The sequence below is a fragment of the Pseudomonas sp. GL_090 genome, from assembly GCF_057837765.1.
Genome location: NZ_CM174452.1, coordinates 2234394 through 2255778 on the forward strand (window position 1 = coordinate 2234394; position 21385 = coordinate 2255778).

The 21385-nt window shown below is 60.4% G+C and carries 18 protein-coding genes; 3 read left to right on the plus strand and 15 right to left on the minus strand.

The window, feature by feature from the left end; translation table 11 throughout:
- The first annotated feature begins 3 nt into the window (after positions 1-3).
- From AC3ITA_RS09925 to AC3ITA_RS09935, 3 genes are read left to right on the plus strand one after another with little or no spacing between them, the layout of a single operon-like run.
- Positions 4-804 (plus strand): carbohydrate ABC transporter permease, encoded by an 801-nt coding sequence (locus tag AC3ITA_RS09925; protein WP_095943709.1) that lies wholly within the window; start codon positions 4-6, stop codon positions 802-804.
- 10 nt (positions 805-814) lie between these two features.
- Positions 815-1087, plus strand: a complete 273-nt coding sequence (locus AC3ITA_RS09930; RefSeq protein ID WP_095943787.1) for a DUF2160 domain-containing protein — start codon at positions 815-817, stop codon at positions 1085-1087.
- 47 nt (positions 1088-1134) lie between these two features.
- On the plus strand, positions 1135-2877 hold the full coding sequence (locus AC3ITA_RS09935; RefSeq protein ID WP_095943710.1) for an ABC transporter substrate-binding protein: 1743 nt from the start codon (positions 1135-1137) through the stop codon (positions 2875-2877).
- 261 nt (positions 2878-3138) lie between these two features.
- Here AC3ITA_RS09935 and nuoN read toward each other — a convergent pair whose 3' ends face one another.
- The 15 genes from nuoN to AC3ITA_RS10010 all read right to left on the minus strand — a co-directional run bounded on the left by nuoN (position 3139) and on the right by AC3ITA_RS10010 (position 21282).
- The gene (nuoN, locus tag AC3ITA_RS09940) at positions 3139-4602 is read right to left on the minus strand and encodes an NADH-quinone oxidoreductase subunit NuoN (protein WP_095943711.1); all 1464 of its coding nucleotides are present in this window, start codon (positions 4600-4602) and stop codon (positions 3139-3141) included.
- 7 nt (positions 4603-4609) lie between these two features.
- Positions 4610-6142: an NADH-quinone oxidoreductase subunit M gene (gene nuoM, locus AC3ITA_RS09945; RefSeq protein ID WP_095943712.1), complete on the minus strand. Its 1533-nt coding sequence runs from the start codon at positions 6140-6142 to the stop codon at positions 4610-4612.
- A 39-nt stretch (positions 6143-6181) separates the two neighbouring features.
- Positions 6182-8035, minus strand: coding sequence for an NADH-quinone oxidoreductase subunit L (gene nuoL, locus AC3ITA_RS09950; RefSeq protein ID WP_095943713.1), 1854 nt, complete (start codon positions 8033-8035; stop codon positions 6182-6184).
- Positions 8032-8340, minus strand: coding sequence for an NADH-quinone oxidoreductase subunit NuoK (gene nuoK / locus AC3ITA_RS09955; protein WP_007946416.1), 309 nt, complete (start codon positions 8338-8340; stop codon positions 8032-8034). The genes nuoL and nuoK overlap by 4 nt, the downstream gene beginning before the upstream one ends.
- Before the next feature lie 2 nt (positions 8341-8342).
- Entirely contained in the window at positions 8343-8846 is a 504-nt protein-coding gene (gene nuoJ, locus AC3ITA_RS09960) for an NADH-quinone oxidoreductase subunit J (protein ID WP_489280141.1), read from the minus strand.
- Positions 8847-8855: 9 nt separating this feature from the next.
- On the minus strand, positions 8856-9401 hold the full coding sequence (nuoI, locus tag AC3ITA_RS09965; protein WP_007970449.1) for an NADH-quinone oxidoreductase subunit NuoI: 546 nt from the start codon (positions 9399-9401) through the stop codon (positions 8856-8858).
- A 10-nt stretch (positions 9402-9411) separates the two neighbouring features.
- On the minus strand, positions 9412-10419 hold the full coding sequence (nuoH, locus tag AC3ITA_RS09970) for an NADH-quinone oxidoreductase subunit NuoH (RefSeq protein ID WP_095943714.1): 1008 nt from the start codon (positions 10417-10419) through the stop codon (positions 9412-9414).
- Positions 10416-13130, minus strand: coding sequence for an NADH-quinone oxidoreductase subunit NuoG (nuoG, locus tag AC3ITA_RS09975; protein ID WP_150671702.1), 2715 nt, complete (start codon positions 13128-13130; stop codon positions 10416-10418). Before nuoG ends, nuoH begins: the two co-directional genes overlap by 4 nt.
- A 137-nt stretch (positions 13131-13267) precedes the next feature.
- Positions 13268-14623, minus strand: a complete 1356-nt coding sequence (gene nuoF / locus AC3ITA_RS09980) for an NADH-quinone oxidoreductase subunit NuoF (protein ID WP_095943716.1) — start codon at positions 14621-14623, stop codon at positions 13268-13270.
- A complete protein-coding gene (nuoE, locus tag AC3ITA_RS09985; protein ID WP_008053447.1) occupies positions 14620-15117 on the minus strand; it encodes an NADH-quinone oxidoreductase subunit NuoE in 498 nt (165 codons plus the stop codon). The genes nuoF and nuoE overlap by 4 nt, the downstream gene beginning before the upstream one ends.
- A gap of 2 nt (positions 15118-15119) precedes the next feature.
- The gene (gene nuoC / locus AC3ITA_RS09990; RefSeq protein WP_095943717.1) at positions 15120-16904 is read right to left on the minus strand and encodes an NADH-quinone oxidoreductase subunit C/D; all 1785 of its coding nucleotides are present in this window, start codon (positions 16902-16904) and stop codon (positions 15120-15122) included.
- Positions 16905-16976: 72 nt separating this feature from the next.
- Entirely contained in the window at positions 16977-17651 is a 675-nt protein-coding gene (locus AC3ITA_RS09995; RefSeq protein WP_007970441.1) for a NuoB/complex I 20 kDa subunit family protein, read from the minus strand.
- A gap of 10 nt (positions 17652-17661) precedes the next feature.
- Positions 17662-18075, minus strand: a complete 414-nt coding sequence (locus AC3ITA_RS10000) for an NADH-quinone oxidoreductase subunit A (RefSeq protein WP_003223812.1) — start codon at positions 18073-18075, stop codon at positions 17662-17664.
- A gap of 646 nt (positions 18076-18721) precedes the next feature.
- Entirely contained in the window at positions 18722-20047 is a 1326-nt protein-coding gene (aceA, locus tag AC3ITA_RS10005) for an isocitrate lyase (protein ID WP_034146910.1), read from the minus strand.
- Between the two features lie 473 nt (positions 20048-20520).
- Positions 20521-21282 carry a secretin N-terminal domain-containing protein gene (locus AC3ITA_RS10010; protein ID WP_489280145.1) on the minus strand — a complete coding sequence of 254 codons (762 nt, stop codon included), beginning with the start codon at positions 21280-21282 and terminating at the stop codon, positions 20521-20523.
- Positions 21283-21385 lie beyond the last annotated feature (103 nt).

Genomic DNA, 21385 nt, shown 5'->3' on the forward strand with positions numbered 1-21385 from the left:
GCCATGAGCAAGAGAAAGCTTGTTCCACTGCTGATCTACATCCTGTTCCTGCTGGTGCCGATCTACTGGCTGCTGAACATGTCGTTCAAGAGCAACAGCGAAATCCTCGGCGGCCTGACACTTTTCCCACAGGACTTCACGCTGGCGAACTACAAGGTGATCTTCACCGATCCGAGCTGGTACACCGGCTACATCAACTCGGCGTACTACGTGAGCCTGAACACGATCATTTCCCTGACCGTGGCGCTACCGGCAGCCTATGCGTTCTCGCGTTATCGCTTCCTGGGCGACAAGCACCTGTTCTTCTGGCTGCTGACCAACCGCATGGCGCCACCGGCGGTGTTCCTGCTGCCGTTCTTCCAGTTGTATTCCTCGATCGGCTTGTTCGACACCCACATCGCCGTGGCCCTGGCCCACTGCCTGTTCAACGTACCGCTTGCGGTGTGGATTCTCGAAGGCTTCATGTCCGGCGTGCCCAAGGAAATCGACGAAACCGCCTACATCGACGGCTACAGTTTTCCCAAGTTCTTCGTGAAGATTTTCATCCCGCTGATTGGTTCCGGCATCGGCGTCACGGCGTTTTTCTGCTTCATGTTTTCCTGGGTCGAACTGCTGCTGGCGCGAACCCTCACCTCGGTGAACGCCAAGCCGATCGCAGCGGTGATGACCCGCACCGTCTCGGCATCCGGCATTGACTGGGGCGTGCTGGCGGCGGCGGGAGTGTTGACCATCCTGCCGGGCATGCTGGTGATCTGGTTTGTTCGCAACCACGTGGCCAAGGGCTTTGCCCTGGGCCGGGTATGAGGAACTGATGATGGAATGGATGAGCTGGACCGTCCCCACGGCGGCATTTTTCAGTGTGATCGCCCTGATCCTGGTGGTCATGACCACTTGGGAATTACGTTCGCCGAGCATCCTTCGGCGTGGATTTTTGCCGATTGCCACCACCCGTGGCGATCGCTTGTTCATCGGTCTTCTCGGCAGCGCCTACCTGCATTTGCTGGTAATCGGCGTCACCGACTGGAGCATCTGGGTCGCCTTCGCGATGTCCCTGGTGTGGCTGTTGGCTGTGATGCGTTGGGGCTAGTCGAATCGCTCGGCAATGTTGCTCCGAAACTCAATAAGGAGGTCTCTATGTTCGACAAAAACAATAAGCTGCGACATAGCATTTCATTGGCAGCCATGCTGGCACTCAGCGGTTTGAGCGCGTCTGCCTGGGCCGATGCCTATGAAGATGCCGCGAAGAAATGGATCGGCAGTGAATTCAAGCCATCCACACTGACGGCCGATCAACAACTCGAAGAACTGAAGTGGTTCATCAAGGCGGCTGAGCCGTTTCGCGGAATGAGCATCAAAGTGGTGTCGGAAACCATCGCCACCCACGAGTATGAATCCAAGGTGCTGGCCAAGGCCTTCACCGAGATCACGGGGATCAAGCTGACCCACGACCTGCTGCAGGAAGGCGACGTGGTGGAAAAGCTGCAGACCCAGATGCAGTCGGACAAGAACATCTATGACGGCTGGGTCAATGACTCGGATCTGATCGGTACGCATTTCCGCTACGGCAAGACCGAATCGATCACCGACCTGATGGCTAACGAAGGCAAGAACTTCACCTCGCCGACCCTCGACATCAAAGACTTCATCGGCATCTCCTTCACCACCGCGCCGGACGGCAAGATCTATCAGTTGCCTGACCAGCAGTTCGCCAACCTGTACTGGTTCCGCGCCGACTGGTTCGAGCGCGCGGACCTCAAGGCCAAGTTCAAGGAAAAGTACGGCTACGAGCTCGGCGTGCCGGTGAACTGGTCGGCCTATGAAGACATCGCCAAGTTCTTCAGCGAAGACGTCAAGGAAATCGATGGCAAGCGCGTCTACGGGCACATGGACTACGGCAAGAAAGACCCGTCCCTGGGCTGGCGCTTCACCGATGCCTGGTTCTCCATGGCCGGTGCTGGCGATAAAGGCATACCCAACGGCTTGCCGGTGGACGAGTGGGGTATCCGCGTCGAGGATTGCCATCCGGTCGGCTCCAGCGTAACCCGCGGTGGCGACACCAACGGCCCGGCGGCCGTGTATGCGACCACCAAGTACGTGGACTGGATGAAAAAATACGCGCCACCGGAAGCGGCGGGCATGACCTTCTCCGAGTCTGGGCCGGTGCCGTCCCAGGGCAACATCGCCCAGCAGATCTTCTGGTACACCGCGTTCACCGCCGACATGACCAAACCGGGCCTGCCGGTGATGAATGCCGACGGCACGCCGAAATGGCGCATGGCGCCTTCGCCGAAAGGCCCGTATTGGGAGGAGGGCATGAAACTCGGTTATCAGGACGCCGGCTCCTGGACCTTCATGAAATCCACGCCTGAGAAACAGAAACTCGCGGCCTGGCTCTACGCGCAGTTCGTGACCTCGAAAACCGTGTCGCTGAAGAAAACCATCGTCGGCCTGACGCCGATCCGCGAATCGGACATCAACTCGCAAGCCATGACCGACCTGGCACCGAAACTCGGCGGCCTGGTGGAGTTCTACCGCAGCCCGGCCCGCGTGCAATGGACCCCGACCGGGACCAACGTGCCGGACTATCCACGCCTGGCGCAACTGTGGTGGAGCCACATCGCCGAAGCCGCCAGCGGCGAGAAAACCCCGCAACAGGCACTCGACGGCCTGGCCAAGGATCAGGACGCGATCATGACCCGTCTGGAACGCTCGAAAGCCCAAGCCACCTGCGCCCCGAAAATGAACCCCGAGCGGGATGCGCAATACTGGTTCGACCAACCGGGCGCACCGAAGCCGAAACTGGAAAACGAGAAGCCTAAGGGCGAGACCGTGAGCTATGCCGAACTGCTGAAATCGTGGGAGGCGGCGCGTAAATAAGGCGACCTGTAAGAAGCGAACGGCACCGTAAGGTGCCGTTTTCTTTTGTACCTGATCTACCGCGATCGCGAGCAGGCTCACTCCTACAGGTTATGTGTCATGCAATGAATTTGTGGGCGACCCGACCACTGTAGGAGCGAGCCTGCTCGCGATGAGGCCATTCCTGACAACCGATTACCTATGACCGAACACAAATCCCCAAACGCAAAAACGGCACCCGAAGGTGCCGTTTTTGTTTACCACCGAGGGTCGCCTAAGCGATCAACCCGCCAACCCTGACTGTTGAACCAGGTTCAGCAGCGGTTGTGGGTACAGGCCGAGGAAGAAGGCCAGTACCGCGATGGCCAGCAGCATCACGCCGCCTGCCTTCTGTTCCCAGTGCAACTGGGCATCAACGCGACGCAGGTTCGGTTCGATCAGGTACAGGGTGACCATCACACGCAGGTAGTAGAACACGCCGATGGCGCTGCCCAGTACCAGCGAGCCGACCAGCCACCATTGGTGCGATTCAACGCCGGTGGCGATGATGTAGAACTTGCCGATGAAGCCCGCGGTCAGCGGGATACCGGCCAGGGACAGCATCATCACGGTCAGTACGGCGGTCAGGTACGGACGGCGCCAGAACAGGCCGCGGTATTCGTACAGGGCATCCGCGTCACGGCCTTTGTACGGCGAGGACATCAGGGTGATCACGCCGAAGGCGCCGAGGCTGGTGATCACGTAGGTGACCAGGTACACGCCGATCGCTTCCACGGCCAGACCCTTGCTCGCCACCAGGGCGATCAGCAGGTAACCGAAGTGGGCGATGGACGAGTAACCCAGCAGACGCTTGAGGTTGCTCTGGGTCAGTGCCAGCAGGTTACCGAACAGGATCGACGCGATGGCGATGATGGTCAGCACGTCGCTCAGCACGCCGCTGCTCGCCGCAGGCGAGATCTGGAACAGACGCACCATCACCGCGAACACGGCCACTTTGGAAGCGGTCGCCAGGAACGCCGCGACCGGCGCCGGAGCGCCTTCGTAGACGTCTGGAGTCCAGAGGTGGAAGGGTACCAGCGACAGCTTGAACGCCAGGCCGATCAGCATCATGCCCAGGCCCAGTTGTGCCAGCGAGCTTGGCAGGCCGGTGGCCGCCAGGGCCTGACCGATGCCGACGAAGCTCAGGGAACCCGAGTCTGCGTACAGCAGCGCCATGCCGAACAACAGGAACGCGGAACCGGCAGCCGACAGCACCATGTACTTGATGCCGGCTTCCAGCGAGCGCTTGTTGAAGAAGGCGTAAGCCACCAGACCGTAGACCGGCACCGACAGCAGTTCCAGACCGATGAACAACCCGGCCAGGTGCTGCGCGCTGACCAGCACCAGGCCACCGGCGGCGGCCATCAGGATCAGCAGGTACAGTTCTTCACGGTTGCCCGGGTAACCCGTGCCGCCATCGCCGAGGTAGGCGTGGGCGAGGGTCACACAAGCGAGGGTGGCGACCAGGATCAGCGCCATGTACAGGCAGGCGAAGCTGTCGATCTGCAGCAGTGGGGTCACGGCCAATGGCGCGACTTTCAAGGCAGGCAGGATCGACAGCAGTGCCAGGTTCAGACCCGCCACGGACAGCAGGAAGGTCTGGGAGTGGTTGCGGCGCCAGGCGATCGCCAGCATCACCACGATGATCGTGGCGCTGGTGATCAACAACGGCGCTAGCGCGATAAAGTGTTGAGTCGTGAATTCCATAGCGCTCTTACCGGGCCGAAGCGAGTTGAGTGAAGGCGGTGCCGAGCCACTGCTGCACGCCATGCATCGTAGCGGCAGAGGTATCGAGGAACGGTTGTGGGTACACGCCGATGTAGATCAGCAGCGCAGCCAGACCGACCACCATGATCATTTCGCGACCGTCCATGCCATGCAGAACTGCGTCCGATTTGGCCGGACCGAAGTACGCACGGTGGATCATGATCAGCGAATAGACCGAACCGAACACCAGGCCGGACGTGGCGATGATGGTGACCCATGGAGCGATCGGGAAGGTGCCGATCAGGATCAGGAACTCGCCGACGAAGTTACCGGTACCCGGCAAGCCCAGGGACGCGGCAGCGAAGAACAGGCTGAGGGCCGGCAGGTAAGCGATCTTCGACCACAGGCCACCCATTTCACGCATGTCGCGGGTGTGGGTGCGTTCGTACAGCTGGCCACTCAGGATAAAGAGTGCCGCCGCCGACAGGCCGTGGGCCAGCATCTGCATCACCGCACCCTGCAGCGCCAGTTGGCTGCCGGAGTAGATGCCGATCAGTACGAAGCCCATGTGGGAAACGGACGAGAAGGCAATCAGACGCTTGATGTCGGTTTGCGCGAACGCCAGGAACGCACCGTAGAAGATCCCGATCAGACCCAGGGCCATCGCAAACGGCGCGAACTCGGCCGAAGCATTCGGGAACAGCGGCAGGGCGAAACGCAGCAGGCCGTAGGCCGCGGTCTTCAGCAAGATACCGGCGAGGTCGACGGAACCTGCGGTCGGCGCCTGGGCGTGAGCGTCAGGCAACCAGGAGTGGAACGGCACGACCGGCAGCTTGACCGCGAAGGCGATGAAGAAACCGAGCATCAGGATGTACTCGGTGGTCATCGACATCTTGGTCTTCAACAGGTCGGCGTAGTTGAAGGTAATCACGCCGGTGTCGTTGAAGTTGACCAGTACCAGGCCCAGGATCGCCACCAGCATGATCAGGCCGGAAGCCTGAGTGAAGATGAAGAACTTGGTCGCCGCGTAGATCCGGGTTTTCTTGCCGTCCGAAGAACTGTGACCCCAGAGCGCGATGAGGAAGTACATCGGCACCAGCATCATTTCCCAGAAGAAGAAAAACATGAACAGGTCGAGGGCCAGGAACACGCCGACGACACCGCCCAGGATCCACATCAGGTTCAGGTGGAAGAAGCCCACGTGACGCTGGATCTCTTTCCACGAGCAGAGTACCGAGAGCACACCCAGCAGACCGGTCAGCATGATCATCAACAGCGACAGGCCGTCGAGGGCCAGGTGCACGTTGATGCCGAAGCGCTGGATCCAGACGTGCTTGAACTCAAGCGCCCAGGTCGGGTCGGCGCCAGGCGCCGGGGCAAAAGAATAATCGCCGTTGGCCCACAGCCAGAGGCCGAGGGAGAGCAACAGGGACATGGTGATCAGCGCAATCCAGCGGGGGAGGGTGGCGCCGAAGCGCTCACCCATCCAGCACAGCAGGCCGCCGATGAAGGGGATCAGGATTAGCCAAGGCAGAATCATGACGGGTTCGTTTCCTTTCGCAAATTCGCAAGGTTCATATCAGACCGCTACCAGCACGACGGCGCCGATGACCAGCACGGCACCAGCAGCCATCGAGGCGGCGTACCAACGCAGTTGACCGGTCTCGGTACGGCTCAGGGCGGTGTGACCGCCTTTGGCCATGCGCGGGATCAGACCGATGGTCTGGTCGAGCGGGTCTTTGCGCAGGATGTGGCTGATCGCCAGGTACGGCTTGACGAACAGTTTGTCGTAGATCCAGTCGAAGCCCCAGGCAGCGAACCACCAGGCCGAGAGGAAACGGCCGATGCCGCTGTTGGCGACGGCGGTGACGAAGCGACGCTTGCCGAGGAACAGCAGGGCAGCCAGCAGGATACCGGCCAGGGCAATGGCGCCCGAGGCGATTTCCAGGCTGTGCTTGGCTTCGCCGCCGGCATGGCCGACGCTTTCCGGCAGCACGCCGTGCAGTGGTGGAACGATCATCGCGCCGATGGCGGTGGACAATACGATCAGCACCGACAGTGGCAGCCAGTGGGCGATGCCGTGACCGGCGTGGGCTTCGGTCTTCACTTCACCGTGGAACGCGATGAAGATCAGGCGGAAGGTGTAGAGCGACGTCATGAACGCGCCGACCAGACCGGCATAGAGCAGACCGTTGTTGCCGCTGGCGAACGCTTCCCAGAGGATTTCGTCCTTGGAGTAGAAACCCGCGGTAACCAGTGGCAGGGCCGCCAGGGCCGCGCCGCCGACGATGAAGCTGGCGTAGGCCAGTGGCAGCTTCTTCCACAGACCGCCCATCTTGAAGATGTTCTGCTCGTGGTGGCAGGCAACGATCACCGAACCGGACGCAAGGAACAGCAGGGCCTTGAAGAAGGCGTGTGTCATCAGGTGGAAGATCGCGCCGTCCCAGGCACCGACGCCCAGGGCCAGGAACATGTAGCCGATCTGGCTCATGGTCGAGTAGGCGAGGATACGCTTGATGTCGGTCTGGACCAGGGCTGCGAAACCGGCGAGAACCAGGGTCACACCGCCAACGATGCCCACCAGGTGCAGGATTTCCGGCGCCAGGGTGAACAGGCCGTGGGTACGGGCGATCAGGTAGACGCCAGCGGTCACCATGGTTGCGGCGTGGATCAGTGCCGAAACCGGAGTCGGGCCGGCCATCGCGTCCGCCAGCCAGGTTTGCAGCGGCAGTTGCGCGGATTTACCGACAGCGCCGCCCAGCAGCATCAGGGTGGCCATGACCATCCAGAAGTCGCCGGACTGGAATTTCTGCGGAGCCAGCACCAGCAGTTCCTGAACGTTCAGCGTGCCCAGCTGGGCAAACAGAATGAACAGGCCGATGGCCATGAACACGTCACCGATACGGGTCACGATGAAGGCCTTGAGTGCCGCGTTACCGTTGTTGCGGTTGCTGTAGTAGAAACCGATCAACAGGTACGAGCACAGGCCCACGCCTTCCCAGCCGAAGTACAGGAACAACAGGTTATCGCCCAGCACCAGGAACAGCATGCTGGCGATAAACAGGTTGGTGTAGGCGAAGAAGCGCGAGTAACCGTCTTCACCGCGCATGTACCAGGACGCGAACAGGTGGATCAGGAAGCCGACGCCAACCACCACGCCGAGCATGGTCAGCGACAGGCCGTCCAGATACAGCGCGAAGTTCGGCGTGAAGCCTTCCACCGCCATCCACTGCCACAACACCTGGGTGTAGTGGCCGCCTTCCGGCGGGGCGACGTTGAACTGCCAGATCACGTAGGCGGTAACGATCGCCGACAGACCGATGGAGCCGACGCCGATCAGCGCAGCCAGGTTTTCCGAAATGCGGCCGCGTGAGAACGACAGCAGCAGGAAACCAATGAGAGGGAATACGAAAGTCAGAAAGAGTAGGTTCATCCGCGCATCTCACTGGCAGCGTCGATATCGAGCGTGTGGAAGCGGCGATACAGTTGCAGCAGGATCGCCAGGCCAATACTGGCCTCGGCGGCTGCCAGGCTGATCACCAGGATGAACATGATCTGTCCATCCGGCTGCGCCCAGCGGCTACCGGCAACGATGAACGCCAAAGCGGAGGCATTCATCATGACCTCCAGGCTCATCAGCACGAAGAGGATGTTGCGGCGGACCATCAGGCCGACCAGACCGAGGCAGAACAGGATGCCGGCGACCGCCAGACCATGCTCCATGGGGATAGCAGGCATCGTCATTGCTCCTTGGCTTCGTTACGGCCCAAATGGAACGCCGTGACGGCTGCGGCGAGCAGCAGCATCGAGGCGAGTTCGACCACCAGCAGGTAAGGACCGAACAGGCTGATGCCCACGGCCTTGGCGTCTACGGTGGTGTGGCCGATGGCTTCACCGGTCTGGTGGGAGAACAGCACATACAGCAGTTCCACCAGCAGCAGCGCGGCGAGGAGGACCGGGCCGCCCCAGATACCGGGCTTGAGCCAGGCGCGCTCTTGCTGAGCCGAGGCCGGGCCCAGGTTCAGCATCATCACCACGAACACGAACAGCACCATGATGGCGCCAGCGTAGGCGATCACTTCCAGGACACCGGCAAACGGTGCGCCGAGGGCGAAGAACGTCATCGCCACGGCGATCAGCGAAATGATCAGGTAGAGCAGGGCGTGCACAGGGTTGGTGTTGGTGATCACGCGAAGCGTGGACAACACAGCGATACCCGATGCGAAATAGAAAGCGAATTCCATCTTTCTTCCTTAAGGCAGCAAGCTCTTCACGTTGATCGGTTCGGCTTCATTCTGCGCGGAGCCTTTCGGCTTACCGGCAATCGCCATACCTGCAACACGATAGAAGTTGTAATCAGGGTTTTTGCCGGGGCCGGAGATCAGCAGATCTTCTTTCTCGTAAACCAGGTCCTGACGTTTGAACTCGGCCATTTCGAAATCCGGCGTCAGCTGGATCGCGGTGGTCGGGCAGGCTTCCTCGCAGAGGCCGCAGAAAATGCAGCGCGAGAAGTTGATGCGGAAGAAGTCCGGGTACCAGCGACCGTCTTCGGTTTCAGCTTTCTGCAGCGAGATGCAACCGACCGGGCACGCCACGGCGCACAGGTTGCACGCTACACAACGCTCTTCGCCGTCGGGGTCGCGGGTCAGGACGATACGCCCACGGTAGCGCGGCGGCAGGTAGACCGGTTCTTCCGGGTACTGCAGCGTGTCGCGCTTGCGGAAGGCGTGGCCGAAAATCATCACCAGGCTGCGAAGCTGGGTGTAGAAGCCATGCACGATGTCAAAAATGTACTTCATGATTCTATCCTCACTGAGCCGCGACGGCGGGCGTGTTGAGCAACACGATCGCAGCGGTCACCAGCATGTTGACGAGGGTCAGCGGCAGGCAGAACTTCCAGCTGAAATCCATCACTTGGTCATACCGTGGGCGCGGAATCGAGGCGCGCAGCAGGATGAAGAACATGATGAAGAACGCGGTTTTCAACGCGAACCAGATGAACGGGATCTGCGGCAGGATGCCGAACGGACCGTGCCAGCCACCGAAGAACAAGGTCACCAGCAGCGCCGAGATCAGCACGATGCCGATGTACTCGCCGACGAAGAACATGCCCCATTTCATGCCGGCGTATTCAATGTGGTAACCGTCGGCCAGTTCCTGTTCCGCTTCCGGCTGGTCGAACGGGTGACGGTGAGTCACGGCGACGCCAGCGATGAAGAAGGTCAGGAAACCGAAGATCTGCGGAATGACGAACCACAGATTCTGCGCTTGATACTCAACGATGTCGCGCATGTTGAACGAGCCGACCTGGATCACGATGCCCATCAGCGACAGGCCCATGAACACTTCGTACGACACGGTTTGCGCCGAGGCCCGCAGGCTGCCCAACAGGGCGAACTTGTTGTTGCTCGACCAGCCGGCGAACAGCACCGCGTAGACCGACAGGCCAGCCATGGCGAAGAAGAACAGGATGCCGATGTTGATGTCCGCGACACCCCAGGTCGGGGTGATCGGGATGATTGCGAAGGCAATCAGCAAGGCGCTCATGGCCACGACCGGCGCCAAAGTGAAGATCACTTTGTCGGCGAACGGCGGGGTCCAGTCTTCCTTGAAGAACATCTTGATCATGTCGGCGGCGATCTGGAACGCGCCGAACGGGCCGACGCGGTTCGGACCGTAACGGTCCTGCCAGAGGGCGAGCAGACGACGCTCGACCCAGCTCAGCAGGGCACCGCAAACCACCACGGCGAGCAGAATCACCACGGCCTTGAGGACCGCGATGATCACGTCGATCACTTCAGGAGTGAACAAGGTCATTGAGCTGCCTCCTGCAGACCGTCAACGGATTTGCCAAAGATCGCTGGCGGAATGCCAGCGATGCCCGCAGGCAATGCCACCAGACCAGCACCCAGCTCTTCATTGATGCGCAGCGGCAGACGCAGGGTCTGGCCAGCCACGTTCAGGCTCAGCATGGCGCCGTCATTGACACCCAGGCGGTCGGCTTCGGACCTGGCCAGAGCAACATAAGCAGCCGGGATGCGTTCCTGAACCGGAGCGGCTTTCGAAGAGTTCTCTTCGCTGCCGAACAGGTGGAAGAACGGCACGGCCTGCCAGGTACCAGGAGCTGGGTTGAACGCACGCGGAGCGCTGGCGAACCAGTTCAGCGAGTCACCAGTGCTTTCGATCAGGCGGGTGCCCGGGTCGCCAGCGCGGATGTGACCACCGACTTCGTCCTGGAACTTGTTCCAGGCTTGCGGCGAGTTCCAGCCCGGAGACCAGGCGAATGGTACTTGCTGACGCGGTTCGGCCGAGCCCGAGTAACCTTCCATCGAGAAGGCGAACGCGGTGTCCTTGTCCTGCGGGGTACGCGGTTCGTGCACGTTGATGTCGGCGCGCATGGCGGTACGACCGGAGTAACGCAGCGGTTCACGGGCCAGTTTCATGCCCTTGATGCGGAACGCGGCGGACGGTGCGGCATCGACGATGCGATTCAGGATCGAAGTGCTGGAAGCGACGGCAGCGGTGGCGTGGTCCAGTTGGGTCCAGTCAATCGGCTGGTTCAGCAGGGTTGCGCGCAGTGCATGCAGCCAGCGCCAGCCTTCGTGAACCAGGATGCTCGCGTCCATGTACTTCGGATCGAAGACCTGGAAGAAGCGCTGGGCGCGGCCTTCCTGGCTGACCAGGGTGCCGTCGCCTTCAGCGAAGCTGGCGGCTGGCAGAACCAGGTGCGCGCGATCGCTGGTGGCAGTCTTCTGATGGTCGGCGACGATCAGCACTTTGGCGGCGCTCAGGGCAGCATCGACCTTGGCCTTGTCGGTACGGGTGTACAGATCGTTTTCCAGCACGACGATGGCGTCGGCTTTACCGTCGATCACGGCTTGCAGCGCGGCGTCGACCGATTCGCCACCGAGCATGGCCAGGCCGAGGCTGTTGGCCTCTGGCACGATCAGGCTGATGGAACCGTTCTTCTCGCGCAGCTTCAGAGCTTTCGCAATGTTGGCAGCAGCCTCAATCAACGCTTTGGAGCCCAGGGAGGTACCGGCGATGACCAGCGGACGCTTGGCTGCGAGCAGGGCGTCGGCGATGCGCTTGGCCAGTTCGAGCGCTTCGCTGTCCAGGCCTTCAACGGCCGGTGCGCTAGCGTCGAGGGCGTGAGCCACGGCGAAACCGATGCGGGCCAGGTCGTCTGGAGCGGCGTGAACGCACTCTTCGGCGATGTCGTCGAGCTTGGTTTCAGCCAGGCTTGCGATGAACAGCGGGTTCAGCGCGTGCTGACCGATGTTCTTCACGGCGGCGTCGAGCCAAGGCTGGACGCGCATGGCATCGGCCATGTCTTCGGCCTTGCCCTTGACCGATTGACGCAGGGACAGGGCCATGCGCGCGGCAGTCTGGGTCAGGTCTTCACCGAGGACGAACACGGCATCGTGGTCTTCGATGTCGCGCATGTTCGGCACTGGCAGCGGGCTGTCTTTCAGTACTTGCAGGACCAGGCGGATGCGTTCCAGTTCGGCAGCTTCGATACCCGAGTAGAAGTGCTCGGCACCCACCAGTTCGCGCAACGCGTAGTTGCTTTCGAGGCTGGCGCGGGGCGAACCGATACCGACGATGTTGCGACCGCGCAGCAGGTCGGCGGCTTTATCCAGCGCTTCGTCGAGACTCAGCTTGGTGCCGTTGGCCAGCAATGGCTGACGCGGGCGGTCTTCGCGGTTGACGTAGCCATAGCCGAAACGGCCACGGTCGCACAGGAAGTACTGGTTCACCGAACCGTTGAAGCGGTTTTCGATGCGACGCAGTTCGCCGTAACGTTCGCCCGGGGAGATGTTGCAACCGCTGGAGCAGCCATGGCAGATGCTCGGCGAGAACTGCATGTCCCACTTGCGGTTGTAGCGCTCGGAGTGAGTCTTGTCGGTGAACACACCGGTCGGGCAGACCTCGGTGAGGTTGCCGGAGAACTCGCTTTCCAGGGTGCCGTCTTCAACGCGACCGAAGTACACGTTGTCGTGGGCGCCGAATACACCGAGGTCGGTGCCGCCGGCGTAGTCTTTGTAGAAGCGCACGCAGCGGTAGCAAGCGATGCAGCGGTTCATTTCGTGGGAAATGAACGGGCCCAGTTGCTGGTTCTGGTGGGTACGCTTGGTGAAGCGGTAACGGCGCTCGTTGTGGCCGGTCATGACCGTCATGTCTTGCAGGTGGCAGTGACCGCCTTCTTCACAGACCGGGCAGTCGTGAGGATGGTTGGTCATCAGCCATTCGACAACACTGGCGCGGAAGGCCTTGGATTCTTCATCTTCGATGGAGATCCAGGTGCCGTCGGTGGCAGGGGTCATGCAGGACATGACGATACGACCACGGGTGTCGTTTTCGTCGGTGTACTGCTTGACCGCGCACTGGCGGCAAGCGCCAACGCTGCCGAGGGCAGGGTGCCAGCAGAAATAAGGGATATCGAGGCCTAGCGACAGACATGCCTGTAACAGGTTGTCTGCCCCATCGACTTCGAGCTCTTTGCCGTCTACGTGGATAGTGGCCATGGTTCAAAGTTCTTCGTTGGCCCGGTGTCAGCGGGCGTGGCTAATGGAATCTTGTTATCCGCGTGAATCAACACAGCCGTTAAAGGCGTCATCACACGAAAAGCGAAGGGCACGGACCCTTCGCCTTTTTTAAGCGTTTACGCGCCGACTACGATCGGCCTTGCCAGAGGCGGGACGGCGGCGCTGACAGGCGCGATACCGGCTTCGAACTCTGGACGGAAGTATTTGATTGCGCTGCCCAACGGCTCCACGGCGCCCGGTGCGTGAGCACAGAAGGTCTTGCCTGGGCCGAGGAAACCAACCAGACCCAGCAGGGTCTCGATGTCGCCTGGCTGGCCTTCACCGTTCTCGATGGCCATCAGGAGCTTGACGCTCCATGGCAAACCATCGCGGCACGGCGTGCAGAAGCCACAGGACTCGCGGGCGAAGAACTGCTCCATGTTGCGCAGCAGGGACACCATGTTGACGCTGTCGTCCACCGCCATGGCCAGGCCGGTACCCATGCGGGTGCCCACTTTGGCGATGCCGCCGGCGTACATTTGTGCGTCCAGGTGTTCCGGCAACAGGAAGCCGGTACCGGCGCCGCCAGGCTGCCAGCACTTGAGCTTGTAACCGTCGCGCATGCCGCCGGCGTAGTCTTCGAACAGCTCGCGACCGGTGACGCCGAACGGCAGTTCCCACAGGCCCGGGTTCTTGACCTTGCCGGAGAAGCCCATGAGCTTGGTGCCCATGTCTTCACTGCCTTCGCGAGCCAACGATTTGTACCAGTCCACGCCGTCGGCGATGATCGCCGGCACGTTGCACAGGGTCTCGACGTTGTTCACGCAAGTCGGCTTGCCCCACACGCCAACGGCGGCAGGGAAGGGCGGTTTGGAGCGCGGGTTGGCGCGGCGGCCTTCGAGGGAGTTGATCAGTGCGGTTTCTTCACCGCAGATGTAACGTCCGGCGCCGGTGTGGACGAACAGCTCGAAATCAAAGCCGCTGCCCAGGATGTTCTTGCCCAGCAGGCCCGCTGCCTTGGCTTCTTCCACGGCACGGTTGAGGTGCCTGGCGGCGGTGGTGTACTCGCCACGCAGGAAGATGTAGCCACGGTAGGTTTTCAGCGCGCGGGCACTGATCAGCATGCCTTCGATCAGCAGATGGGGCAGTTGCTCCATCAGCATGCGGTCTTTCCAGGTGTTGGGCTCCATTTCATCCGCGTTGCACAGCAGGTAGCGGATGTTGATGGATTCGTCCTTGGGCATCAGGCCCCACTTCACGCCAGTGGGGAAGCCAGCACCGCCGCGACCCTTGAGGCCGGAATCTTTCACGGTCTGGACGATGTCGTCCTGAGCCATGTCGGCGAAGGCCTTGCGCGCAGCGGCGTAACCGTTCTTGGCCTGGTACTCGTCGAGCCATACGGCTTCGCCGTCGTCACGCAGACGCCAGGTGAGCGGGTGAGTCTCGGCCGAACGCTTGATGCGGTTGGCCGGACCGAAGGAAGTCAGGGTCATACGTAGCCCTCGAGCAATTTGGCAACGCCTGCTGGCTGCACATCACCGAAAGTGTCGTCGTCGATCATCAACGCCGGCGCCTTGTCGCAGTTGCCGAGGCAGCAGACCGGCAGCAGGGTGAAACGACCATCGGTGGTGGTCTGACCCAGGCCGATGCCCAGTTTGCTCTGGATTTCGCTGACCACGGACTCGTGGCCGCCGATGTAGCAGACCATGCTGTCGCAGACGCGAATGATGTGACGGCCGACCGGCTGACGGAAGATCTGGCTATAGAACGTCGCCACGCCTTCAACGTCGCTGGCCGGGATGCCGAGGATCTCGCCGATGGCGTACAAGGCGCCGTCCGGCACCCAGCCACGTTCCTTCTGGACGATCTTCAGGGCTTCGATCGACGCCGCGCGCGGGTCTTCGTAGTGATGCAGCTCGTGCTCGATGGCCGAGCGCTCGGTTTCACTCAAGGTGAAACGGTCTGTCTGGATAAGCGTGCTGTTCATGCTTAGCGGTCCACGTCGGCCATAACGAAATCGATACTACCCAGGTACGCAATCAAGTCCGCGACCATGCTGCCTTTGATCACCGAAGGGATCTGCTGCAGGTGCGGGAAGCTTGGGGTACGAATCCGGGTGCGGTAGCTCATGGTGCCGCCATCGCTCGTCAGGTAATAACTGTTGATGCCCTTGGTCGCTTCGATCATCTGGAAGGATTCGTTGGCCGGCATGACCGGGCCCCACGAAACCTGCAGGAAGTGCGTGATCAAGGTTTCGATGTGCTGCAGGGTGCGCTCTTTCGGCGGCGGCGTGGTCAGCGGGTGATCCGCCTTGTACGGGCCTTCCGGCATGTTGCGCAGGCACTGGTCGATGATCCTGATGCTCTGGCGCATCTCCTCGACACGCACGATGCAGCGGTCGTAGGCATCGCCATTGGCGGCCAGCGGCACTTCGAATTCGAAGTTCTCGTAGCCCGAGTACGGGCGCGCTTTACGCAGGTCGAAATCGCAACCGGTCGAACGCAGACCGGCACCGGTGACACCCCATTCCAGGGCCTCTTTGGTGTTGTAGTCGGCGACGCCGATGGTCCGGCCACGCAGGATGCTGTTGTCCAGTGCGGCTTTCTGGTATTCGTCCAGACGCTTGGGCATCCACTCGACGAAATCCTTGACCAGTTTTTCCCAACCGCGCGGCAGATCGTGGGCGACGCCACCGATGCGGTACCAGGCCGGGTGCAGACGGAAACCGGTAATGGCTTCGATCACCGTGTACGCGCGCTGGCGGTCGGTGAAGGTGAAGAACACCGGGGTCATGGCGCCGACGTCCTGGATGTAGGTACCCAGGAACAGCAGGTGGCTGGTGATCCGGAAGAATTCGGCCATCATGATGCGGATGACGTCGACCTTCTCCGGCACCTTGATGCCGGCCAGCTTCTCGACCGAGAGCACGTACGGCAGGTTGTTCATCACACCGCCGAGGTAGTCGATACGGTCGGTGTACGGGATGAAGCTGTGCCAGGACTGACGCTCGGCCATCTTCTCGGCACCACGGTGGTGGTAACCGACGTCCGGTACGCAGTCGACGATCTCTTCGCCGTCCAGTTGCAGGATGATGCGGAACGCACCGTGGGCGGACGGGTGGTTCGGGCCGAGGTTGAGGAACATGTAGTCCTCGTTCGGGCCGGAACGCTTCATGCCCCAGTCTTCCGGCTTGAAGCGCGCGGACTCTTCTTCGAGCTGCTGCTTGGCCAGGTTCAGGGTGAACGGGTCGAACTCGGTGGCGCGGGCCGGGAAGTCCTTGCGCAGCGGGTGACCTTCCCAGGTCGGCGGCATCATGATGCGCGACAGGTGAGGGTGACCTTTGAAGTCGATGCCGAACATGTCCCAGACTTCACGCTCGTACCAGTTGGCGTTCGGCCAGATGCTGGTGACGGTCGGCAAGCTGAGGTCGCTCTCGGACAAGGCGACCTTGATCATTACGTCACTATTACGTTCGATCGACATCAAGTGATAGAACACGGAGAAGTCGGCGCCGCTCGGCAGCCCTTGACGCTTGGTGCGCAGACGCTCGTCCACGCCGTGCAGGTCATAGAGCATGACGTACGGCTTGGGCAGGTTACGCAGGAACGTCAGCACTTCGACGAGTCTGGCGCGGGCAACCCAAAGCACCGGCATGCCGGTGCGGGTCGGCTGGGCGGTGAACGCCTCCGGGCCAAAACGGTTGTTCAGTTCGACGACCACATCCTGGTCGTCTGCCTTGTAAGGCGGGATGTACAGAGCACTGCCTGTAGTCATGGTTATTTATCGCTTTCGGTCAACGTAAAGAATGAAGCCAGGTTCTCGTTCTTTTTAAGGAGCAGATCTGGATCAGACTTCGTCGGGGCTGCGCAGGTTGGTTACCTGAATACGCTGTTCGCGGCGCTTTTCCTTTTCGGAAGGCATCTCGGCGCGATAAACGCCTTGATCGCCAACGACCCAGGAAAGTGGACGACGCTCCTGGCCAATCGACTCCTGCAACAGCATCAGGCCTTGCAGGAAAGCTTCAGGGCGGGGCGGGCAGCCAGGCACGTAGACGTCCACGGGCAGGAACTTGTCCACCCCTTGAACGACGGAGTAAATGTCGTACATGCCACCGGAGTTGGCGCACGAACCCATGGAGATGACCCATTTAGGCTCGAGCATTTGCTCGTAGAGACGCTGAATGATCGGCGCCATCTTGATGAAGCAGGTACCGGCGATAACCATGAAATCCGCCTGACGCGGAGATGCCCGGATAACCTCGGCGCCAAAGCGCGCGATGTCGTGGGGCGCCGTGAAGGCGGTGGTCATTTCCACGTAGCAGCACGAAAGACCGAAGTTATACGGCCACAGGGAGTTCTTGCGCCCCCAGTTGATCGTGCCGTTAAGCACGTCTTCGAGCTTGCCCATGAAAATGTTTTTGTGGACTTGATCTTCTAACGGATCGGAAACGGTTTCCCGTTGGCCAATCGGATATTGCTCGTTAGGAGCATCGGGGTCGATCCTGGTGAGATTGTATTGCATTGCCAAAGCCTCATTGTTTCAGCTTCGCTTGCCGCTTGCGCCGAGCTTCCGGAGCCCAGTCAAGGGCGCCCACTCGGAATAGGTAGACAAGGCCTGCCAACAGAATTGCTATGAAAACGAGAGCTTCGACGAATCCGGTCCAGCCGCTTTCGCGGACGGACACAGACCATGCAAAGAGAAAGAGGGCTTCGATATCGAAGATCACGAAGAGCATCGCGACCAGATAGAATTTGGCTGAGAGCCGCAAGCGGGCGCCACCTGTAGGTAGCATGCCGGACTCGAACGGTTCGTTTTTGCTGCGGCCCCAGGCTTTTGACCCAAGGAGGCTGGAGACGCCCAGCATGAAGGCACAGAGGCCGACGACGCCTAGAAGGAAAATGGCAAAGCCCCAGTTGTGGGCCATGAGTCCTGTCGCTTCGGGCATGCTGGTAATCCTTAACAGAGAGCAAAGGTCTCTGAGCTTGAAAAGAAACAAAAGCAGTGACGATATGTCGCAGCAATCAATCCCGCTGATTTTATGGCTAAACACCCGGCAAGTAAAATTCCTGTAGCGAAATTTATTATAGGAATAAGGACATAGCGCGCTTCAAAACCCCCGCAGGCCTTGCGGCTCGGGCATTAGCCGGCATTTCGTCAATTATGTTTTGTAGGGAATGTAACGAACATTGTTATTGATAAATGATAATCAATACTGTTTGACGCGGTTTTTAAACTGCTAGTCCTTCGGATACTCGGGAAGTTGACTTATAAGGGCGTTACAGCAAGTAGCGGCGGTGAGCGTTTTAGCGGGTTTTTCTGACAGTCGTAGCGCTCTGGATCAATGATTTGCTACAGGCACCACCGTCCCCTGTAGGAGCGAGCTTGCTCGCGAAAAACTCAAGAGCACCGCTGGGAGTCAGGTTTCGCGCGTTATCGTTCGCGACCATCGCGAGCAGGCTCGCTCCTACAGGGGAGGTGCGGTGTTTGTTGAATAGCAGGCAAAAAAACGCCCCGAACCAGTCGGGGCGTCAGATTTGCGGCGTTGCGGTTTCTAATGGGTCCGCAACGGCCGTTTGCTCAAGCGAAGCCGATCAGTGGAACTGTTCTTCTTCAGTCGAACCGGTCAGTGCGGTTACCGAAGACGAGCCACCCTGGATCACAGTGGTCATGTCGTCGAAGTAGCCGGTGCCCACTTCCTGCTGGTGAGCCACGAAGGTGTAGCCCTTCGAAGCGTCAGCGAACTCCTGCTCTTGCAGCTTCACGTAGGCAGTCATGTCGTTGCGGGCGTAGTCGTGCGCCAGGTTGAACATGCTGTGCCACATGTTGTGAATGCCGGCCAGGGTGATGAACTGGTGCTTGTAGCCCATGGCGGACAGTTCGCGCTGGAACTTGGCGATGGTCGCGTCGTCCAGGTTTTTCTTCCAGTTGAAGGAAGGCGAGCAGTTGTACGACAGCAGTTGGTCCGGGTATTCCTTCTTGATCGCTTCAGCGAAGCGACGAGCCTCGTCCAGATCCGGCTTGGCGGTTTCACACCAGATCAGGTCGGCGTACGGAGCGTAGGCCAGGCCGCGAGCGATGGCCTGGTCCAGACCGGCGCGCACTTTGTAGAAACCTTCCTGGGTACGTTCGCCAGTCACGAATGGCTGGTCGTACGGGTCGCAGTCCGAAGTCAGCAGGTCGGCGGCGTTAGCGTCGGTACGAGCCAGGATGATGGTCGGAGTACCGGCAACGTCAGCAGCCAGACGGGCAGCGGTCAGCTTCTGTACGGCTTCCTGGGTAGGAACCAGTACCTTGCCGCCCATGTGGCCGCATTTCTTCACGGAAGCCAGTTGGTCTTCGAAGTGAACGCCGGCGGCGCCTGCTTCGATCATGCTCTTCATCAGCTCGTAAGCGTTCAGTACGCCGCCGAAACCGGCTTCGGCGTCAGCCACGATCGGTGCGAAGTAGTCGATGTAGCCGTCATCGCCCGGGTTCTTGCCGGCTTTCCACTGGATCTGGTCGGCACGACGGAACGAGTTGTTGATGCGCTTGACCACGGTTGGAACCGAGTCCACCGGGTACAGCGACTGGTCCGGGTACATCGATTCGGCGGAGTTGTTGTCCGCAGCCACTTGCCAGCCCGACAGGTAGATTGCCTGGATGCCGGCCTTGACTTGTTGCACAGCCTGGCCGCCGGTCAGGGCGCCCATGCAGTTGACGAAATCTTTCTCAGGACGGAAGGCCGGCTTGGCACCCTGGGTGACCAGGTTCCACAGCTTCTCGGCGCCCATCTTTGCAAAGGTGTGCTCAGGTTGAACCGAGCCACGCAGGCGGACGACGTCAGCAGCGGAGTAAGTGCGTGTCACGCCTTTCCAGCGCGGGTTTTCAGCCCAGTCTTTTTCGAGGGCTGCAATTTGCTGTTCGCGTGTCAGTGCCATGGGAGATAAACCTCGTCGCGTCTTTATGAAAAGTTGTTCTGCGGTGGAAAATTCCTGCGCTCGCTGATCAGAAGCTTAAGCGGTCAAGTCGGATTCGGCGGGGAGGGCGACGGGATGAACGATGGGCTCGAGGGGAAGTGAGCAGGTAAAGGCGAACTGCGGGCGCATTCGGGCGTCGTGGGCCTTGGTGCGAACAACAGTGTGGTGCCGGGTTACCTATTACGCTTCCGTCCCTCGGGACAACTTCGTTCCAGTCGACAACCTCGTCAAACACACCTTGTGGGCGGTACAGACACGAAGCGGTTCGCGGGGTAGGTGCGAACATCGCTTCGAAGGCCCTTGCCAGGGCCTCTGATTAGCGGGAGCGAGGCCATCATGCCTTTGCTTTTTTGGCTCGTCAAACGTTTTGTAGTGCTTTTTTTTAGGCACTACATCTTTGGTCTAATACGACTCGTCAGTCAGTTTTTGGTGCTTTAGTCCAGGGTGTCGACTTTCACCCGCAGTGTCATGTCGTTGCGGCTCTGGGTCGAGTAGCTGCGGGTCTGGCCCTGTTTGTCGGCCTGAGTCTGGCCGTTGACCCCGGCCAGCAGGATCCACTCACCGAGGTGGCCGGTGACGGTTGTGTCGGTGCTTTGTACGTTCACTACATCGGGACGTTCCTGGCTCATGCGGTCACGGTTGGTGCTGATCGACAGGTGAACGATGTCGCCGGTGACGTTTGCCGTGACGTAGAAGCCCTGGGTGACGTTGCGGTATTCGGTCTGGCGGCGCAGGTCGCCGTAGGAATCGGTCTGCGAACTGGTCAGCGGCACGCTCTGGCCGACCTGGATCAGTGCCGGCGCGCCTTCGCTGGCCTGCACTTGCTGAATGCCGCCGTCGCGGCTGTCGGTGCTGTAGTTGATGATGCGGGTCTGGCTTGGCTTGGCGCCATTCACCGAATGACCCTGGTCGCCCTGGAAGTTGTTGTCGCTGGTATCGACGGTGATCAGCAGGCGTTTGGGTGCGGTATCGAGTTGCGAAAGAAGGGCTTTAAGTTCGTCGATCTTGCGCTGATCGGCATTGACGATGAGTTGATTGCCGTAGGCGCTGACCTGGCCGTCCTTGCCGATGAAATCCTGCGCAACGGGCAGCATATCTGCGCTGGTGCGGTAGTTCAGGGGCACGATTTCGGTGGCTGCCATAACCGAAAAACTGCAGGCCACCAACAGAGTGCTGAGCAGGGTGCGTAGGGACATATCCGTTATCTCCGGCTTTGTGGTGTGTGTAGGAGCGAGCTTGCTCGCGATGGTCGTCAACGATAATGCGTGATGCCTGATACCCCGCGGCGCTCTCAAGTCC

Excerpts from the sequence above, each read along its gene's own strand:
- AC3ITA_RS09925 (WP_095943709.1), top strand. The coding sequence starts at position 4 with ATGAGCAAGAGAAAGCTTGTTCCACTGCTGATCTACATCCTGTTCCTG.
- AC3ITA_RS09930 (WP_095943787.1), top strand. The coding sequence starts at position 815 with ATGGAATGGATGAGCTGGACCGTCCCCACGGCGGCATTTTTCAGTGTG.
- AC3ITA_RS09935 (WP_095943710.1), top strand. The coding sequence starts at position 1,135 with ATGTTCGACAAAAACAATAAGCTGCGACATAGCATTTCATTGGCAGCC.
- nuoN (WP_095943711.1), bottom strand. The coding sequence starts at position 4,602 with ATGGAATTCACGACTCAACACTTTATCGCGCTAGCGCCGTTGTTGATC.
- nuoM (WP_095943712.1), bottom strand. The coding sequence starts at position 6,142 with ATGATTCTGCCTTGGCTAATCCTGATCCCCTTCATCGGCGGCCTGCTG.
- nuoL (WP_095943713.1), bottom strand. The coding sequence starts at position 8,035 with ATGAACCTACTCTTTCTGACTTTCGTATTCCCTCTCATTGGTTTCCTG.
- nuoK (WP_007946416.1), bottom strand. The coding sequence starts at position 8,340 with ATGCCTGCTATCCCCATGGAGCATGGTCTGGCGGTCGCCGGCATCCTG.
- nuoJ (WP_489280141.1), bottom strand. The coding sequence starts at position 8,846 with ATGGAATTCGCTTTCTATTTCGCATCGGGTATCGCTGTGTTGTCCACG.
- nuoI (WP_007970449.1), bottom strand. The coding sequence starts at position 9,401 with ATGAAGTACATTTTTGACATCGTGCATGGCTTCTACACCCAGCTTCGC.
- nuoH (WP_095943714.1), bottom strand. The coding sequence starts at position 10,419 with ATGACCTTGTTCACTCCTGAAGTGATCGACGTGATCATCGCGGTCCTC.
- nuoG (WP_150671702.1), bottom strand. The coding sequence starts at position 13,130 with ATGGCCACTATCCACGTAGACGGCAAAGAGCTCGAAGTCGATGGGGCA.
- nuoF (WP_095943716.1), bottom strand. The coding sequence starts at position 14,623 with ATGACCCTGACTTCCTTCGGTCCGGCCAACCGCATCAAGCGTTCGGCC.
- nuoE (WP_008053447.1), bottom strand. The coding sequence starts at position 15,117 with ATGAACAGCACGCTTATCCAGACAGACCGTTTCACCTTGAGTGAAACC.
- nuoC (WP_095943717.1), bottom strand. The coding sequence starts at position 16,904 with ATGACTACAGGCAGTGCTCTGTACATCCCGCCTTACAAGGCAGACGAC.
- AC3ITA_RS09995 (WP_007970441.1), bottom strand. The coding sequence starts at position 17,651 with ATGCAATACAATCTCACCAGGATCGACCCCGATGCTCCTAACGAGCAA.
- AC3ITA_RS10000 (WP_003223812.1), bottom strand. The coding sequence starts at position 18,075 with ATGCCCGAAGCGACAGGACTCATGGCCCACAACTGGGGCTTTGCCATT.
- aceA (WP_034146910.1), bottom strand. The coding sequence starts at position 20,047 with ATGGCACTGACACGCGAACAGCAAATTGCAGCCCTCGAAAAAGACTGG.
- AC3ITA_RS10010 (WP_489280145.1), bottom strand. The coding sequence starts at position 21,282 with ATGTCCCTACGCACCCTGCTCAGCACTCTGTTGGTGGCCTGCAGTTTT.